Consider the following 17,013-nt stretch of genomic DNA (forward strand, 5'->3'; position numbering starts at 1 on the left):
AAGTTTTGATGGAATTCTTAAACAATAGAATTTTCTGATCGTCGAATCAGTTTTTGGCATCGAGGTATCCGCGATGGATCTGAAGCAACTGCGCGCGTTCGTCACCGTGGCTGAAACGGGCAACGTCACCCGTGCGTCGAGCCTGTTGAATCTGGTGCAGCCCGCGGTGTCGCGCCAGCTGCGCCTGCTCGAGGAGGACATGGGCACGGAGCTGTTCGACCGCAGCCGTCATGGCATGCAGCTCACCCCGTCGGGCAAGACGATGCTCGAATACGCACGCCGCATCCTCAACGAGGTGGCGCGAGCCAAGGCAGAGATCCAGCCGACCGAGGGGCCGGTGGCGGGCATCGTGAGCATTGGGCTGCTGGCCAGCACGTCGGATCTGCTGGCCACGCTACTGGCGGGGGAAGTGGCGCGGCGCTACCCGCATATCCGGCTGCGGCTCACGATCGGCTACGCGGGCCACCTGCAGGACTGGCTCGAAGCCGGGGATGTCGACGCGGCGCTGCTGTACGGGCAGAAGGAGACGCCCGCGCTGCACGTCAAGGCATTGATCGAAGAGAGTCTGTGGGCCGTCGCGGCACCGTCGGCCGGGCTGTCGCGCAAGCGGCCGTTGACGCTCGAGCGGGTCGCGCGCGAGCCGTTCATCCTGCCTTCCGCACCACAGGGCCTGCGCGCCGCGATCGAGCACGCGGCAGCCGAGGCGGGCGTAACGTTGCAGGTGTTCGCCGAAACCAATGCGCTGAGCGTCCAGAAGGAACTGGTCGCGCAGGGCCACGGCTGGACGATCCTGCCTGCCGTCGGCGTGACTCGGGAGGTCGAGCAGGGCACCCTGAGCGCTGCGCCGCTGGCTTCCCCTGGGCTCAGGCGCACGATCGTGCTGGCGGCGCCCAGCAGCCGGCAAGCGACGGCGCCGGTTCGCTGCGTGGTCGGCGTGCTGCTCGATTGCGTGAAGACCACGTTCGAGCAGGGCGACTGGCCCGATGCGCGCTGGCTGGGCTAGCGGGTGGGTACGCGCTACAGCAGCTCCAGCAATTGCCGCCGCATGAGCTTGCCGTTGCCGTTGAACGGTAGCGCGTCGATGGGAATGATGCGCGCAGGGTACTTGTAAGGCGCGAGCCGTTCGCGCAAATACCGGCTCAACGCAGCTTTGTCGAGCGGCAGGGTGCCGTCGAGCTCGACGAACGCGACGACGGTTTCGTTGCCGTCCGCCTCTTTCTGGCCGACGACGGCCGAGTTCAGGATGCCGGGGAAGCGATTGAGCACCTGTTCGACCTCGCCCGGATAGACGTTGAATCCGGAGCGGATGATCATGTCCTTGAGCCGCCCCACGATGAATAGTGCGCCGTCGCCATGGAGCTCGCCCAGATCGCCGGACGCGTACCAGCCGCCGTCGCGCATCACGCTGGCGGTGGCCTCCGGGTCACGGAAATAGCCGGGCATCAGGCCCACGCCGCGCAGCCAGATTTCGCCGCGCTCGCCGGCAGGCAGCGTCCGGCCGCTGGCCGGATCGACGACGCGCAGTTCGGCGCCGGGGAATGCGTAGCCCGCGCTGGTATCGCGGCGCGCTTCGCTCAGGCGCGTGGCGTGCAGCGAGCCCGCGTATTCCGACAGCCCGTAGCCGTGATGCAGGGTCTGGCCGAACATCGCCTCGACCTTTTGCTTGAGTACGGCGTCGAGCGGCCCGGCGCCGGCGTAGAGATAGCGCAGGTGTGGTGCGTCGGGGTGCGCGATGCGTTGCTCCGCGCCATGCTGAAGCAGCCGGGAAAACAGCATGGACGGCCCCTGCACCTGGCTCACGCGTCGGTGCGCCAGCGCGTCGAACAGCTCGGCCGGCTCGAACCGCGAGCGCATCTCGAGCCCGGCGCCCGCATGCAGCGATGCGAGCAGTACTGTGCCCAGCCCGAAGATGTGCGTCATCGGCGCATACGCGTAGACCTTGTCGTCGGGACCCAGTGCGCGCGATTGCGCGGACACACGGGCGAAATGCAGCACGCCACGGTGGGTCATCATCACGCCCTTGGGCATTCCCGTAGTGCCGGACGTGAAAATGATGGCAGCCACGTCGCTTGCCAGCGGCTCCGGCTCGACCCGTGCCGCGACATTCACAGCGCTGCGCACCAGGCCGCTCACACACGACGGGCGTGCGCCGTGCCTCGCGGCATGGCGGGCGGCAGTCGGCGACACGTCAGAAGTGAAATACAGCACGCGCGCGTCGGCCTTGCCGGCGAACGCGTCGATCTCACCCGGTGCCATGCGCGCATTGACGCCGCACGACCATGCGCCGACGCGGCTGCACGCGATCAGCAGTGCCGCATGCTCGGGGCAGTTCTCGGCCACCACCAGCACGCGGTCGCCGGGACGCACGCCGTCGGCCCGCAGTTCATGCGCGAGCGCATCCGCCAGCGCGCCGACGTCCGCATAACTCAGCGTGCGGTCGGCGAGATGGATGAACGGCCGCTCAGGTGCGTCGGACAGCCAGCGATCCAGCAATTCGTGAATGCGTGTGGCCATGCTCGATTCTCCTTGCGTCGTTCTCCGTCGTGCACCGCATACTGTGTTCAGGCGAAGCGCGCCAGGTCGTCCACGCCGGCGCGCGTGGTACGGAAGCGGTTGACCGGATGCTCGTCTTGCGCGTAGCCGAACGAGATGGCGCAGATCATGTGCTGCGTATCCGGAATGTCGAAATACGCGCGAACGAATTGCGCATGACGGGCCAACGCACCTTGCGGCGTGGTGGCCACGCCGTGCGCATAGGCCGCGAGCAGGAAGGAGGACACGAAGCCGCCCGCATCCACGAGCGCATAGGGGCCCAGTTCCACGGGCACTGTGACGATCGCCACGTGCGGCGCATCGAACATGCGGAAGTTGCGGAACGCTTGCTGGGCGCTGCGCTCGGCATCCTTCGGACCGATCCCCAGCGACGAATACAGCGCAATGCCGGCGCCGCGTCGGCGCTCGCCGTAAATACCCTGATAGCTCGGAGGAAAGGGCAGGTCCGATTCATTCTCGGGATGGTCCTTGGCCCGCTGCATCAGTGCCTCGCGAAAGCGCTCGGTGCTCTCCGGGGTTTCGGTAATGACCAGTTGCCACGGCTGCACATTGCACCACGAAGCAGAGCGACCGGCCATCGCGACGATGCTGCGGATCAGATCAATGCTCAGCGCCTCGTGCCGGTAGGCGCGGCAGGTGGAGCGACCGCTCGTCAGGCGGTCCAGCGCCGCGAGTTCGGGAGTAGAGGTTGTCATGTCAGTCAGGTCTCAGATGAAGATGCCCCGCGCGCGATAGGCTTCGATCTGCACGTCGGGCAGCCAGTCCTGCAGCGCGGCGATGGCGTTGTCGGTTGTCGGCGTCGCGGGCGCCTCGGGTCGTGGCGCCGGCGTGCGCGAAAAGCGCGGGCCGGGCGCCGGATGCGTCACGCCGTTCAGGTCGATGAACGTGCCGCGCGCTTTCACATGCGGATGGTCCGGTGCTTCGTCGAAGTCGAGCACAGGCGCCACGCATACGTCGAGGTGGCCGAGCAGTTGTGCCCATTCGTCACGCGTGCGTTCCTTGAATTTAGCGGCGAGTATCTGCTTGGCGTCGGGCCAGTGCGCACGGTCCATCTGTGCTTGCAGCATCGGATGGTCTTGCAATTCGAGTTTCTCGAGAAGCAGCCGGTAGAACTTTCCTTCAATGGGGCCGACGCTGACGTATTTCCCATCGGCGCACGCGTAAACCTCGTAGAACGGCGCGCCGGTGTCGAGCAGATTGGTGCCGCGCGCCTTGTCGAGCATGCCGGCGGCATGCAAGCCCATCGTCACCGTCATGATCGACGCCACGCCGTCCACCATCGCGGCATCCACCACCTGGCCCTTGCCGGAACCACGCGCCTCGAGAATGCCCGCGAGCAGCCCGAAGGCCAGATACAGTGAGCCGCCCGCGTAATCGCCGAGCACGTTGAGCGGCGGCGTCGGCGCCTGCCCCGCGCGGCCCATTGCGTGCAGCGCCCCAGTGATGGAGATGTAGTTCAGATCGTGTCCGGCGACCTGCGCCAGCGGGCCGTCCTGCCCCCAGCCTGTCACGCGGCCATAGACGAGGCGCGCGTTGCGCGAGAGGCACGGTTCGGGCCCGAGGCCGAGGCGCTCCATTACGCCGGGGCGAAACCCTTCGATCAGCGCGTCGGCTTCGGCGATCAGCTCGAGCACCATTTCTACGGCGGCCGGATCCTTCAGGTCGACGCGTATCGACTTGCGGTTGCGCAGCCCGAGATCGAATTGCACCGGGCGCGGCGCGCCGAGTCCGGACGGCTCCTTGCGATCCACGCGGATGACGGTGGCGCCCAGGTCGGCGAGGAACATCGCGGCCAACGGCCCGGGGCCGATGCCCGCGATCTCGACGATTTTGATGCCCGCGAGCGGGCCGCAACGGGATGGCGCAGCGGACATGATCAGATCACTCCCTCGTCGCGCAGTTGTTGCAAGCGATCCTCGGGCAGCTTGAGCAGCCCCCGGTAGATCTCGTCGTTGGCGGCACCGAGTTCCTGCGCGGGCTGGTCGAACTGCACGGGTGTACTGGACAGCTTGATCGGCAGCCCCATGCCCATGGCATCGACGTCGGCGAGCCCGGGATGCTCGAGCCTCACCACGGCGCCGCGTTCCTGCAGCACCGGATCCTTGAGCACGTCGAGCGGCGAGCGAACCGGGGCGGCGGGGATGCCGCGCTTGACCTGCAATTCGCTGATGACTTCTTCCGTGCTGTGCCGACGCGTCCATTCCTCGATGATCGCGTTGATCTCGGTCGCATGCTTCATGCGCGGGCCGCGTGTCGCGTAGCGCGGATCGGCGGCGATCTCAGGTCGGCCCACGGCTTCCATCAGGTTCTGGAACCAGTCGGGCTGAAAAGCCACCATGGCTACGTAGCCGTCGCGCGTGCCGTAGACACCGAAGGGCACCAGGCGATCCTGGAAATTGCCCGAGCGCTTCGAGTAACCGTGCTTGAGGAACACGTCGAAATGCTCTTCGGCCACCAGAGACGACAGGCAATCGAGCATCGACACCTGCACGCACTGGCCAACGCCAGTCCGGCCGCGGTGAATCAATGCGGCGAGGATGCCGTTGACCGCGTACAGCGGTGCGATCAGGTCGGCGATCGGCAGGCCCGAGCGCGTCGGCGGGCCGTCGGCGAAACCGGTCACGTCCATGATGCCCGACAGCGCCTGAACGATGATGTCCATGCCCTTCAGGTTCTTGTAGGGGCTCGGTTCGCCGAATGCCTTGATCGACGCATAGACGATCTTCGGATTGACCTTGCACACGCTCTCGTAGTCCACGCCCAGGCGCGCCGTGACGCCTTCGCTGGCGTTCTCGATGATGACGTCGGATTCCTTGACCAGTTCCATGAACAGCGCCTTGCCCTGTTCAGACTTGAGGTCGAGCGTGATGCTCTTCTTGTTGCGTGCGCGGTTGAGGACGGTCAGCGATACCTCGTCGTCGCCCTTTACGCCGAAGTGGACGCCGTCCTTGCCGACGTAAGGGGGATTGTTGCGCGCGATATCGCTGCCGCCGGGGGACTCGACACGAATGACTTCGGCGCCCAGGCCACCCAGCAACAGCGATCCGTAAGGACCGGCCAAAGCCACGGTCAAATCGAGGACGCGAATACCGTCCAAGGGTCTTGCAGCTGACATGCTTGTCTCCTGAATCTTGTGTGCGACCGGTGACTCGCCCGCATGAGCTGGCACCGGTCGCGGTCCGGCGGCTCCCGGCGCGGGAACCGTCGGCGAATTGCCGGGCTCAGTAGGACTTCGGCAATCCGAGCTTGCGTTCAGCGATATTCGACAGAATGAGTTGCGGGGTGACAGGGGCAATGTAGCCGATCCACGCCTCCCGCATGAAGCGTTCGACGTGGTACTCCTTCGCGTAGCCGAAACCGCCGTGCGTGAGGATCGCGGTCTGGCACGCGTTCATGCACGCCTCGGATGCCAGCAGCTTCGCGGCGTTCGCCTCGGAGCCGCACGGCAGCCCGCGGTCGTACAGGTCAGCGGCCGCAAAAATCATATGGTTCGCCGCTTCCAGCTCGGCCCAGTTACGGGCCAGCGGATGCTGGACGCCCTGGTTCTGGCCGATCGGCCGACCGAACACCACGCGGTCCTTCGCGTATTGCGTCGCGAGACTGAGCACCGCACGACCGATGCCGACCTGCTCGACGGCAACCAGCACGCGCTCGGCGTTCATGCCGTGGAAAATGTAGCTCAGCCCCTTGCCTTCCTCGCCGATCAGCTCGTCCTTCGACACCGGCAGGTCGTCGATGAAGATTTCGTTGGTGTCGACCGCAGCGCGGCCGAGCTTGTCGATCTCGCGGATGTCGACATACTTGCGGTCGAGCTTGGTGTAGAACAGGCTCAGCCCTTCGCTGTGCTTCTTCACCTGATCGATCGGCGTGGTGCGCGCGAGGATCAGCATGTGGTCGGCCACTTGCGCGGTCGAGATGAAGACCTTCTTGCCCGAGATCAGGTAATTGCCGTCGGGCTGCTTCTTCGCGACGACCTTGAGCTTCGTGGTGTCGAGGCCGGTGTCCGGCTCGGTAACCGCGAAGCACGCCTTGTGCTCGCCGCGGGAGAACGGCGGCAGCCATGCCTTCTTCTGCGCTTCCGTACCGAAATGCACGACCGGCTGCAAGCCGAAGATATTCATGTGAATGGTCGACGCCGCAGCCTGGCCGCCGCATTCGGCGACCGCGCGCATGAACAGCGCGGCTTCCGTCACGCCCAGGTTCGCGCCGCCCACGTCCTCCGGCATGCAGATGCCGAGCCAGCCGCCGCTCGCGACGGCGTCGAAGAACTCATGAGGAAACTCATGGTTCTTGTCCTTGTTGCGCCAGTACTCGAGCGGAAAGTCGGCACAGATTTTTTGCGCGGCGTCGACGATCGCTTGCTGATCGGCACTGAGTTGGTAGTTCATGATCGGGTCTCCTGCAGAGTCGAAATCACGCGTTGCCGGCGGGGCGCAGCATCATCAGGCCCGTGCGCACGGCCGTGCACACGATCTCGTCGCGCTGGTTCTTCGCCACGTGCTTGAACGTGACGATGCCTGAGTCGTTGCGACTCTTCGACAGACGCGTGTCGACGATTTCGGTTTCGACGCGGATCGTGTCGCCGTGGAAAGTAGGCTTCGGGAATGCGATTTCGCCGAAACCCAGGTTGCCGAGCGTCGTACCGAGCGTGGTTTCGTACACGGTGATGCCGGCCACCAGCGCGAGCAGGAACATGCTGTTCACGAGGCGCTGGCCGTACATCGTGTTCTTGCTGTACTCGGCGTCGATGTGCAGCGGCGCGCAGTTGTATGTCATCGCCGAGAACAGGATGTTGTCGGTTTCGGTCACGGTACGGCGGATCGCATGCTCGATCACCATGCCGGGCTTGAATTCTTCGAAGTAAAGGCCTGCCATTTTCTGTCTCCTGGGGGCTGGATGAACGATCAGCGATCGAACGACTGAGCGAGTTCGATGATTTCGCGCGCCGTCTTCGCGTGGGCGATGTCGATGTGCTCGCCGTCATAAATGCACGATGCGCGCCCTTCGGCCTGAGCCTTGTCCAGCGCGTCGATCATGCCTTGATAGAAGGCCACTTCCTCTTCGGTCGGGCTGTAGGTCCGGTTGACGATCTCGACGTTCGACGGATGCAGCACCAGTTCGCCGCTCATGCCGAGTTGGCGGTCGTTCGCGGACGAAACCTTCAGTCCCTCCAGATCGTGTACCTGCTGCCAGACGCCGCCGATCGGCAGCTTGCCGGCGGCGCGCGCGGCCATCACGATGCGCGATTTCAGGTACTGGGTTTCGCGGCCTTCGAGCGACCAGACGGTCTTCAGTGCGCGTGCGACGTCGGCGTTCTTCGCCGTGGCGCCGACGATCGCCGGCACGCGCTCGTGCTGCGCGATGTCGTAGGCCAGTTCGAGCGAGCGGGCAGTCTCTAGCAGCGGGATCACCTTGGTATGGCCGACCGGGACGCCCGCACGGTACTCGGCCTCGGCCAGCATCGACGACACCGTGTGGATGTCTTCCGGGCCACAGGGCTTCGAAATCACGATGCCTTCGACCACCGGGTTCACGATCGCCAGGATGTCATCGAAGTCGTACAGGTGCGCGCTGCGGTTGATACGCACCCAAATGCGCTGCTTCTGCTCGGCCAGCCACGCCAGCTTGGATCTGACGATTTCGCGCGCTTCGACCTTCTGCGCCGGCGGCACGCTGTCCTCGAGATCCAGGATCAGCGCATCGGCCTTCGATTGGATGGACTTCTCGATCCAGGTCGGCTTGTTGCCTGGAACAAAGAGAAAGGAGCGTATGGGTTTCATCTGCGTCGTCATGATTGTCTCGGCCTGTTGATGGGGGCGCCAGATTCATCGTTAGGCATTCACCTAACAACTGGTAGTTAGTTTGGCGCTCAAATCGCGAGACCGTCATTGGGGTTTATACCGAGGCAGTGCGGATTCGGCAGAATGGACAAAGCGCGCCGCAGGCTGGAGGCCGATGCACGCCGGCCGCAACGTGCGTGATGAAGGTGGGAAAGGGCTTTACCGCAGTGGGCCCACGCCGGAGAAGAACATGTTGCAGAGTTGATCGGCAACCCGCTCCAGCGAGCCCTTTTGAGGATTGAACCAGGACTGGACGGAATTGATGCTGCCGAGGATGTGGATTCGAGCAAGAGGAATGTCCACGTCTTCGCGCAACCGGCCCTCGGCGCGCAGGTCTTCCAGCAACTCATTCCAGAGCGTCTGGTGACGCTCGCGCCGCACGACCTGCCGTTCGCGGATCAGGTCCGGCAACTGGCCCAACAGCCGGCTGTGCGCGACGGCGAAATCACCATGGTTGACGAGGCCCTGCATCTGCCCGAGGACCGCGGCCCTGAACCGTTGTTCGGCCGTCGCTCCCGGGCCGAGCGCATCGACACGCGCGTTCAGGTGATGGACGATGCGTTCGACACCTTGTTCCATCACCGCCTCGACCAGTTCCTCCTTGGATGAGAAATGGTAGTAGATGCTCGCGGCCTCGATGCCCGCCTGATCGGCAATGCTGCGCATGGTGGTGGCCGAATAGCCTTGTGTACCGAACGTGCGGGCAGCGGACCGGATGAGCGTCTCGCGGGTTTCGCACGGTCCGGCGGAGGTCGACTTCTGTCGCTTTGCCATTCTCTGTTGTGCTCGGGCAGATGGGGAATGCCGTTATACTAACAGCCGTTAGGTTTGCGTCCAGAGCGTTTGACGGAAAGCGGTATCCGGGCGTCGGTGCGGCTTGACGGTCGATGGGGTGTCAAGCCGTCTGCGACCGCAGGGGAAGTGGGGTGCGCACAACGGCGGGCAGGTTGCTTTCGCCATTGCACGGCGCCCCGGCTGTCGCGTGGTCGCGCGCTTGCACGACTGCACCAATGCATTCGGCCGGATCGCCTTGAGGACGCGATCCGGCCGCTGTTCACATCGTCGGCGTGTGCTCGGTTGCACGCGTCGCACGTGTCGGTGCGTTACAGCTTGCTCTTGAAAAACGGCGCGAGCACGGAGACCGTCTCGTCCACATACTGCGGCACGTCGTAAAGCGACATGTGGTTAGCGCCCTCGACCACGTGCAGGTGCTTGTCGGCGCTGGCCGCTCGAGCGAGCAGGTCGTCGCTCATCCACTTGCTGCCCGCGACGCTGCCGGCCACGATCTGCAGCGGTTGCGTGAGGAAGGCCTCGGCCTTGTTGTACGCGTCGTACGTGATGATCTGGTTGAGGCTGCGGGCGGTCATGAAGCCGGGCGCGTTCGGATGCTCGCAACGCGGCGTATGGTAGTACTCCCATGCTTCTTCCAGTTCCTTGTTCGGCGCGTCTTCTTTGCGCATCGGCGCGAGCGGTAGCGTGGCGAGTTGCGCGCCGGATGCATCGCTGGTGCGGGCCTGCGAACCGGCCGCGACGTACGGAATCGCATCGGCATCCTTCACGGTGTTTTCCCAGCCATTGCGGAACATCGAGCCGATGTTCACCGCGCTGACCGTGCCGAGCGCCTTGATGCGCCGGTCGTTGATGGCCGCGTTGGCCGCATAGCCGCCGCCCGCGCAGATGCCCATCGCACCGATCCGCTCAGCATCGACATACGGCAGCGTGGTCAGGTAGTCGACCACGGCGCTGACGTCTTCCGTCCGGATGTACGGGTTCTCGAGCTGGCGCGGCTCGCCCGTGCTTTCGCCTTGGTACGACGCATCGAATGCGATGGCGACGAGGCCGTTTTCGGCCAGCTTCTCTGCGTACAGCCCGGCCGTCTGTTCCTTCACGCCGCCTCCCGGGTGCGCAACGACCACGGCGGGGTACCGGTTGTTCCGGTCGAAACCTTCCGGGAAGTGGATGACTGCGGCAATCGTGATGCCCTGGCCGTTCAGGTTCTTGAAGCTGACTTTCTGCATGATCGGTAACTCCGGTGGTGGGTGGCTCAAGTGAAGCGGTACGAAGCCATCATAGGCAGGAAATTGATCCGGATATATCGCCTAAATGAAACTTCAGTGTTAAGTACGGCTTTACAGTGCGCCGCTGCGGCGAAAGCGCGGGAAGCGCCGCATGACGCCTCGATTGTTAAGGACTGGATGCAACTGTTGTCAGTTTTGTGCGCTTGAGTAATTCAAATCGCGCCATACGATACGTAGGGTTCGCGAAGGAACCGATCCGTGGCGGCGTCCCGTCGCCCGCCGGAAGCGACCGCGATGCAATGGCGGCCCTGAGCCGCGCCCTTCATATCCGTGCCATCCCGCGAACGCGACGCGTCGCGACGGCCCCCGAGGAATTCCCATGACCCAGCAATTTGCTTCCCTGTTTCAGCCGTTCACTTTCCCGAACGGTGTCACGCTGCGCAACCGCGTGCTGATGGCGCCGATGACCACGTGGTCGTCCAATCCGGACGGCACGGTGTCCGACCAGGAACTCGCGTATTACCGTCACCGCGTGAACGGCGTCGGCGCGGTGCTGACCGGATGCACGCACGTGACGGAAAACGGTATCGGCTTCACCGACGAATTCGCGGCCCACGACGATCGCTACACGCCGAGCCTGCGCGCGCTGGCGCAGGCCACGAAAAGCGGCGGGGCGCCGGCGATCCTGCAGATCTTCCATGCGGGGAACAAGGCCGTGCCGGCGCTCGTGCCGGACGGCGTGCTCGTCAGCGCAAGCGCAATGAAGGCGCCTCCGGGGCCGTTCAACAATGGCGAGCTCGAAAGCCGCGCCCTGACGCACGACGAAATCGGCGAGATGATCCGGGCGTTCGGCGAAACCACACGACGCGCGATCGAAGCGGGTTTCGACGGTATCGAGTTGCACGGCGCGCACGGCTTCCTGATCCAGAATTTCTTCTCGCCGCTGTTCAATCAACGCACCGATGCATGGGGCGGCTCGCTCGAGAATCGGATGCGCTTTCCACTCGCACTGGTCGCTGAAATCCGGCGCGTGATCGCGCAGCATGCGGATCGTCCGTTCCTGATCGGTTACCGGATCTCGCCGGAAGAACCCGATGCGGGCGGGCTGCGCGTAGACGATGCGCTGACGCTGATCGACCGGCTGATCGTCGCGGGCATCGACTACATCCACGTGTCGCTGTCCGACCTGCTCAACGCGAAGCCGCTCGACTCGACCGATGGGCGTCGCACGATCGAGCGCGTCGTGGAGGCCGTGCAGCAGCGCGTGCCGGTGATTGCCGCCGGCCAGATCGGGACGCCCGCGCAGGCGGAAGCCGCGCTTGCGCTCGGCCTGTCGGTAGTGGCAGTGGGTAAGGGACTCGTGATGAACCCCACGTGGGTCGAGCATGCGATGCGAGGGGATGCCGTCGCGATCAGGACTCGGCTGAATCCGGCTGACGTGCCGCACCTTGTCATTCCGGACAAGCTCTGGGGCATCATCGACGCGATGAAGGGATGGTTCCCGGTGCATCGCGACGAACCGGCGACAGTCTGAGCGTAGTTCGCCGCCGCCGGTCGATTCCGGTGGCGGCACGCGTCGTGCCTTCCCGTCGGTCGATGAAGAGAGGGGCAATTTCGGCCCGCAGTTGATCAAGAACCCGGGATTACGTCGATTCGTCCGCCCCGAACCACTGGTCGTCGATCGAACGGAGCATCTCGTCGGGCGTCAACTGCCGCGTCATGCGTCCGCGCAGCACGGCACGGTGTTCGAACGATGCAGCGCCGCGTGCGATCACCCGGGCCTTGAACAAGGCGATATGGTCAGCGCCGAAATGGCTGTTATGCGTGTTGAACAGCACGACGTGCTGGCCATCGAAGCGGTTGTGCTCGACGAAGGCCCAGATCGGCGGGGCAGGGCTATACAGCCACACGGGGGAGCCCAGCCATACCGTATGAAATGACGTCAGGTCGATGCTGGGGGGCGTGATGTTTGGCAGCGCCTCCGGTTTTCGCTTGAGCCTGTTCGCGTCGCGCAATGCGCGTGCAAGGCCGAAGAAACCAAGTCGATAATCGGTCGACTGCAGAGCGAAAGACCGGGCGTCGAGCCGCTTGGCCACGCGGCTGGCAGCCAGCGCGGTGCTGCCGGAGCGAGAAAAATACACCACGGCCGTGCGAGATGGGTGTGACGCAATAACGCGAGGCAGGCGCTGCCTTTTCTCCAGTTGGCGTGCCTGGCGACGTTCGATCCAGGTAACAGACAGCAACACGCCGAACGCGCCCAGCAGCATCAGAATGACCGCGGCACAAAGCCAATAGAAGAGAGACATTTTTTCCATCAAAACAGCGTCTGAAGCCGCAAGCCGGTGACGATCGCGTTTTTGTAGCCAACCTGCGAAGTCCGGATCCACTGGATATCGGCGCCGAGTTGCATCCATGGGGTAAAGGCGTAGTTGTAGAACCCTTCAAGCCCTTCCTCGGGTTGATAGTAGTAACCATACTGCGCAAGGCTTTGCAGAAGATCGTGGCTCCAGCCGTACTTAAAGTATCCGACGCCCCAGCGATCGTAGGGGCGACTGTCGAAAGTGCCGGTGCCGCCCAATCCGGCAAACGCATGCCATCTGACTGCGTTCGGGTTGCCGTCCGAGATGCCCGCGTCGAGGAATGCCCCCCAGCCGCGCGAGTGATCGGCGCTCTGGTAGAAATATTGGTGGGCGGACACGCTGAAATACCAGTAGCGGTTCTTGTACGAATTCTGTGCAACGGTCGGGAACAGCAGTTGTGACGCATTCGCGAGGTTCGCGCCCCTTGCCGTGCTATAGACCGCGCGGACGCCGTAGCTGCCTTCGAGTCCGCCGAACTGCGTGGGGACAATTGCCCAGAGGCTCGCGGTTGCCCCGTGCTGAAACGGATTCGACACAACGTCGTCGGTCTGCGCGTCGCGCGGATCGTAGACCATCAGCGCGAAAGTCGCGGGTTTCGTCTTCAGTGTCGCAACCGCGCCAAGCACGTACGGCGGAGTCAGGCCGCTGTTCGGGCACGCGAATGCCATGTTCCAGAACGTATTTGCACCGCCCCCGCCGAGGATCGGCGTCGCGGCAGCGGCCTCGACGAGGTTAAACTTTCCCGCGCTTATCGAAAAATTCTCGTTGAATACCTGCGTCAGCACGACCGACGTGTCGTGATTCTTGCCGCCGACACGCGGAAACGCGAGCGCCGTGTTCAGCGGCAGACCTGTGCCGGTGCCGCGCGTGTTCACGTCGCTTCCGTATTCGAGCTCCTGATCGACGTTGACGTAGAAGCCCCGCCACAAGCCGAGCCTGTTTCCATCGAACGTTACCGACAGATTGGCCTTGCCGCCGTATTGCCAGCCATGCTGGCCGGATCCCGCCACGACACCCTGATAGAACTGTGTCAGCGAACCCTCGACAGTGATGCCGTGCTCCTTCAGCGACGCCGTCGGACTACCCGGATAATCGAGCAGCCGCGGGCGCGTCCAGATCGAAGACGAATTATCCAGCGTAGATTGCGCGTAAGCAGAAAGTGGGTAGGGTGCAATCGACATGATCGCGAGTATCAACGCGCTCTTGCAAGAAATTCGTTCCAGCATAGCTGACTCTCCAGTGAAAATTCAGCTTTCCATACAATTTAGAGGGGCGTCACTTTTTTATGGCGCATCGTTAATATATTGGTTGCAGAAGCGCAACCTATCAGACGCGGAAGAAATATTTTAATTTGTTACTGGCGTCTTCCCATTGCTGTTCATGGGCTGCAGTTTCCACGCCGCGCTTTTCATTGGGCAACGGTATCGAATCATTGCTTCTCGCAGTCTCGACGAGTACCTCATTGCAACGGCAACAGACCGCCTTTCCGGCATATCGGGTCATCAGGCGATGCACTGCTTCGCGGTCATGTTCCACGATTCCGATCAAGCGTTCGGTGCCGTCCTGGTGCTGGTTTTTTTTGTTCGATTCCGATGCGATATCATTTTTCATTTCTTTTTCGTAAAGATAGCGAAACAGAAACCCTTCGCAAATTCCCAGGTCCGCCTCGAATTGACTGATGCAGTCATCGAAACTGCGATCAGTTAAATCGGCCTTAATATCAAGAAATGAGGATGAAATTCCAGATTGAGAGGTGGGGAGGTGTGCCGCACCCTCTTCATCGCGGACGGCAAGAATGATGCAGAATTTCATATCGCCTCGATAGTAAAAACTACATCATTATTCCAATATTAAATATCGTTATATTTGATATTTCCCGGTAAAAACGACGGCTCGACGCTACAGCGTGAGTTGCAGGCTGGGACGGATCTCGATGTCGCTTACCAGCACATCTGGTGGCTGCGCGAAGCTGTACACCAGCGCGCGGGCCACGTCGTCAGGTAGCAGGGCGCGGATCGCGTCACGGCGCTCGCGCATCGTTTCGGTAGGTACGTTGTGCCCCCATTCGGTATGCACGGCGCCTGGGTAAATCAGCGACACGCGGATGCCATCGCCAGCCAGTTCCTGACGCAAGCCTTCGCAGAAACCGCGGACCGCGAACTTGGTCGCGCAGTACACGGCCCAGTTGGGTGCACTCATCTTGCCGCCGACGCTGGAGACAGTGGAGATCATCGCGCCTTCACGGCCCTTCATCAACGGAATGGCCGCGTGCGTACAGTGCAGCACGCCGTACAGGTTTGCGTCGATCTGCGTGTGCCAGTCGCCGGGGTGACTGGGCGCGAACGCACCGGCAATGCCCATGCCCGCGTTGTTGAACAGCAGATCCAGCCCGCCGAAGCGCGCGTGCACGGAGTCGAACAATGCGGCGACCTGCGCGGCGTCGGACACGTCCATTGCGACGGTGAGGGCTGCGTCGCCCAGTTCGTCCGCGAGCGCGTCGATGCGTGCCTTTCGGCGCGCGGCCAGCACGACCTTCATTCCTTCGGCGACGAGTAGCCGTGCGGCTGCTTCGCCGATGCCGCTCGACGCGCCGGTGATGACGGCGACCTTGCCGGTCAGGTCCTGCAGTTTCATGAGCCAATTTCCTTACATGAAGTACGGCTTGTCGCCATCGCTGTTCGGCTTGTTCACGCCCAGGTTCTCGCGCACATGTAGCTCCGGAGATGCGATGACCTTGAGGATCAGGTCGCCAACGCTCCTGCGCGAGACAACCGTCCCCTTGAACGGCGCGTCGCGAGACGTGAGTTCGTAGTCCACTTCGTCTTCGTCCGTCAGCCAGGCCGGTCGCAGGATGGTGTACTGAAGATCCGATGCCTCGATCGCATCGGCTGCGCGACGGAACGGCTTCAGGTCTTCGCCGATGATCGCGTTGTTCCAGTCGCCGAACTTGCCCGGTACTTCGTCGTAGATACCGAGCGACAACACGAAAACGAGCCGTTTGACGCTCGCGGCCTGCATGGCGGCGATCACGCTCGCGGCCTGTGCATCGAGGTCCGCACCGGTGAGGTTCGCATAAACAATGTCCTGTCCCTTCACGGTTTGCAGCAGCAGCGTCTTGTCCAGCACGTTGCCGACGACGACCTTTGCATTTGACGGCGTATCGCCCAGTTTTTTGGGGTGGCGGACGAGCAGGGTCTGGCTGACATTCCTGTCGGCCGCGAGCGCCTTGATGACCCATTTGGCAATCTGGCCGTTTGCGCCCAGGATGAGGACATTTTTCACGGTAACGACTCCTTTCACGATGGTTGTGATGCCTTGGCACGAGAGCGGGCGCAGGCACCGATGCTGCTGGCGGCGCCCCCAATCCCGCCCGCGCGCTTGCTGCGTTCGTCAGGCGCCGATGTAGGCGCCGTTGTCCACGACCAGCACGCGCCCCGTAACGGCCTTGCTCAAGTCGCTGGCGAAATAGAGGATCGCATTGGCCTGGTCAGCGGGTTGGGTGTAGGGCAATGCCTGGTTCGCATACTTGCTCGCGTACTCCATCATCTTCGAGCCGCCGGCCAGTTCGCCCGCCGCCCAGGCCTGGGCCATCGGCGTGTCGGTATTGCCGGGCGCCACCGCGTTGCAGCGAATGCCGGTACCCGAGAAGCGCACGGCGATATTGGTCGTCATCGTGTTCACCGCACCTTTGGTCGACGTGTACGCAACGCCGCCGACCGGCAACGAACCATTGATCGAGGTCACATTGACAATGACACCCTCGTTGCGCGGCAGGTAGTGCTGGATGGCTTCGCGACAGAAGCGGAACACGCCCGCGTAGTTGACTTGCACCACCATGTCGAAGTGCTCGTCCGAGCATTCCTCGATGGAAACCATGTCCCCGTAGCCAGCGTTGTTGACCAGGATGTCGACTTGGCCGAAAACGTCGATGGCTTTGGCGAACACGGCCTTGGGTGCCTGCGGATCGGCCGAGTCGGCCAGTATGCCGATGGCCTTGCCGCCGGCGGCGACAAGGCCGTTGACGGCCTCGTCTAGCTCGGCCTGCTTGCGGGCGGTGAGGATCACGTTGGCGCCTTCTTGCACAAAGAGCTGCGCAGTCGCCAGACCGATTCCCTTGCTCGCGCCGGTAATGACGGCGGTTTTTCCGGAGAGAAGTGGCTTCATTGCCTGTTATTTCGTATAACTAAAAAATCAGCGAGCGCCCTACGCGCTCGCCGGGCGGGCGCCGGCGGCGCTATCGGC

The 17,013-nt window shown here is 63.1% G+C and carries 17 protein-coding genes; 2 read left to right on the forward strand and 15 right to left on the reverse strand.

Annotated elements, in window-relative coordinates; genetic code table 11:
• Positions 1-73 precede the first annotated feature (73 nt).
• The gene (locus ACVK00_RS33320) at positions 74-1,003 is read left to right on the forward strand and encodes a LysR family transcriptional regulator (protein ID WP_284901553.1); all 930 of its coding nucleotides are present in this window, start codon (positions 74-76) and stop codon (positions 1,001-1,003) included.
• 14 nt (positions 1,004-1,017) lie between these two features.
• Here the strand turns inward: ACVK00_RS33320 and ACVK00_RS33325 are convergent, their stop codons facing one another.
• The 9 genes from ACVK00_RS33325 to ACVK00_RS33365 all read right to left on the reverse strand — a co-directional run bounded on the left by ACVK00_RS33325 (position 1,018) and on the right by ACVK00_RS33365 (position 10,411).
• Positions 1,018-2,514 carry a class I adenylate-forming enzyme family protein gene (locus tag ACVK00_RS33325; protein ID WP_284901551.1) on the reverse strand — a complete coding sequence of 499 codons (1,497 nt, stop codon included), beginning with the start codon at positions 2,512-2,514 and terminating at the stop codon, positions 1,018-1,020.
• Between the two features lie 47 nt (positions 2,515-2,561).
• Positions 2,562-3,248, reverse strand: coding sequence for a nitroreductase family protein (locus ACVK00_RS33330; protein WP_284901549.1), 687 nt, complete (start codon positions 3,246-3,248; stop codon positions 2,562-2,564).
• Between the two features lie 12 nt (positions 3,249-3,260).
• A complete protein-coding gene (locus ACVK00_RS33335; RefSeq protein ID WP_284901547.1) occupies positions 3,261-4,427 on the reverse strand; it encodes a CaiB/BaiF CoA transferase family protein in 1,167 nt (388 codons plus the stop codon).
• A 2-nt stretch (positions 4,428-4,429) separates the two neighbouring features.
• Positions 4,430-5,668 carry a CaiB/BaiF CoA transferase family protein gene (locus tag ACVK00_RS33340; protein WP_284901546.1) on the reverse strand — a complete coding sequence of 413 codons (1,239 nt, stop codon included), beginning with the start codon at positions 5,666-5,668 and terminating at the stop codon, positions 4,430-4,432.
• 106 nt (positions 5,669-5,774) lie between these two features.
• Positions 5,775-6,941, reverse strand: coding sequence for an acyl-CoA dehydrogenase family protein (locus ACVK00_RS33345; RefSeq protein WP_284901544.1), 1,167 nt, complete (start codon positions 6,939-6,941; stop codon positions 5,775-5,777).
• A 25-nt stretch (positions 6,942-6,966) separates the two neighbouring features.
• Positions 6,967-7,428, reverse strand: a complete 462-nt coding sequence (locus ACVK00_RS33350; protein ID WP_284901542.1) for a MaoC family dehydratase — start codon at positions 7,426-7,428, stop codon at positions 6,967-6,969.
• 29 nt (positions 7,429-7,457) lie between these two features.
• A complete protein-coding gene (locus ACVK00_RS33355; RefSeq protein WP_284901539.1) occupies positions 7,458-8,345 on the reverse strand; it encodes an HpcH/HpaI aldolase/citrate lyase family protein in 888 nt (295 codons plus the stop codon).
• Positions 8,346-8,552: 207 nt separating this feature from the next.
• On the reverse strand, positions 8,553-9,167 hold the full coding sequence (locus ACVK00_RS33360) for a TetR/AcrR family transcriptional regulator (RefSeq protein ID WP_284901537.1): 615 nt from the start codon (positions 9,165-9,167) through the stop codon (positions 8,553-8,555).
• A 329-nt stretch (positions 9,168-9,496) separates the two neighbouring features.
• Entirely contained in the window at positions 9,497-10,411 is a 915-nt protein-coding gene (locus tag ACVK00_RS33365; RefSeq protein WP_284901535.1) for an alpha/beta hydrolase, read from the reverse strand.
• A gap of 379 nt (positions 10,412-10,790) precedes the next feature.
• Between ACVK00_RS33365 and ACVK00_RS33370 the strand changes: the two genes are divergently transcribed.
• Positions 10,791-11,945, forward strand: coding sequence for an NADH-dependent flavin oxidoreductase (locus tag ACVK00_RS33370; protein WP_354123331.1), 1,155 nt, complete (start codon positions 10,791-10,793; stop codon positions 11,943-11,945).
• A 109-nt stretch (positions 11,946-12,054) separates the two neighbouring features.
• Here the strand turns inward: ACVK00_RS33370 and ACVK00_RS33375 are convergent, their stop codons facing one another.
• From ACVK00_RS33375 to ACVK00_RS33400, 6 genes are all read right to left on the reverse strand, one after another.
• Positions 12,055-12,717 carry a flavodoxin family protein gene (locus ACVK00_RS33375; protein ID WP_284901532.1) on the reverse strand — a complete coding sequence of 221 codons (663 nt, stop codon included), beginning with the start codon at positions 12,715-12,717 and terminating at the stop codon, positions 12,055-12,057.
• Between the two features lie 8 nt (positions 12,718-12,725).
• Positions 12,726-13,997, reverse strand: coding sequence for a carbohydrate porin (locus ACVK00_RS33380; RefSeq protein ID WP_284901530.1), 1,272 nt, complete (start codon positions 13,995-13,997; stop codon positions 12,726-12,728).
• A gap of 100 nt (positions 13,998-14,097) precedes the next feature.
• Positions 14,098-14,583: a hypothetical protein gene (locus ACVK00_RS33385; RefSeq protein WP_284901529.1), complete on the reverse strand. Its 486-nt coding sequence runs from the start codon at positions 14,581-14,583 to the stop codon at positions 14,098-14,100.
• 87 nt (positions 14,584-14,670) lie between these two features.
• Positions 14,671-15,405 carry an SDR family oxidoreductase gene (locus tag ACVK00_RS33390; protein ID WP_284901527.1) on the reverse strand — a complete coding sequence of 245 codons (735 nt, stop codon included), beginning with the start codon at positions 15,403-15,405 and terminating at the stop codon, positions 14,671-14,673.
• 12 nt (positions 15,406-15,417) lie between these two features.
• Positions 15,418-16,053: an SDR family oxidoreductase gene (locus tag ACVK00_RS33395; protein ID WP_284901525.1), complete on the reverse strand. Its 636-nt coding sequence runs from the start codon at positions 16,051-16,053 to the stop codon at positions 15,418-15,420.
• Between the two features lie 108 nt (positions 16,054-16,161).
• Positions 16,162-16,935, reverse strand: a complete 774-nt coding sequence (locus ACVK00_RS33400) for an SDR family NAD(P)-dependent oxidoreductase (RefSeq protein ID WP_284901523.1) — start codon at positions 16,933-16,935, stop codon at positions 16,162-16,164.
• Between the last annotated feature and the right edge of the window lie 78 nt (positions 16,936-17,013).

The organism is Burkholderia sp. PvR073 (genome assembly GCF_054055695.1).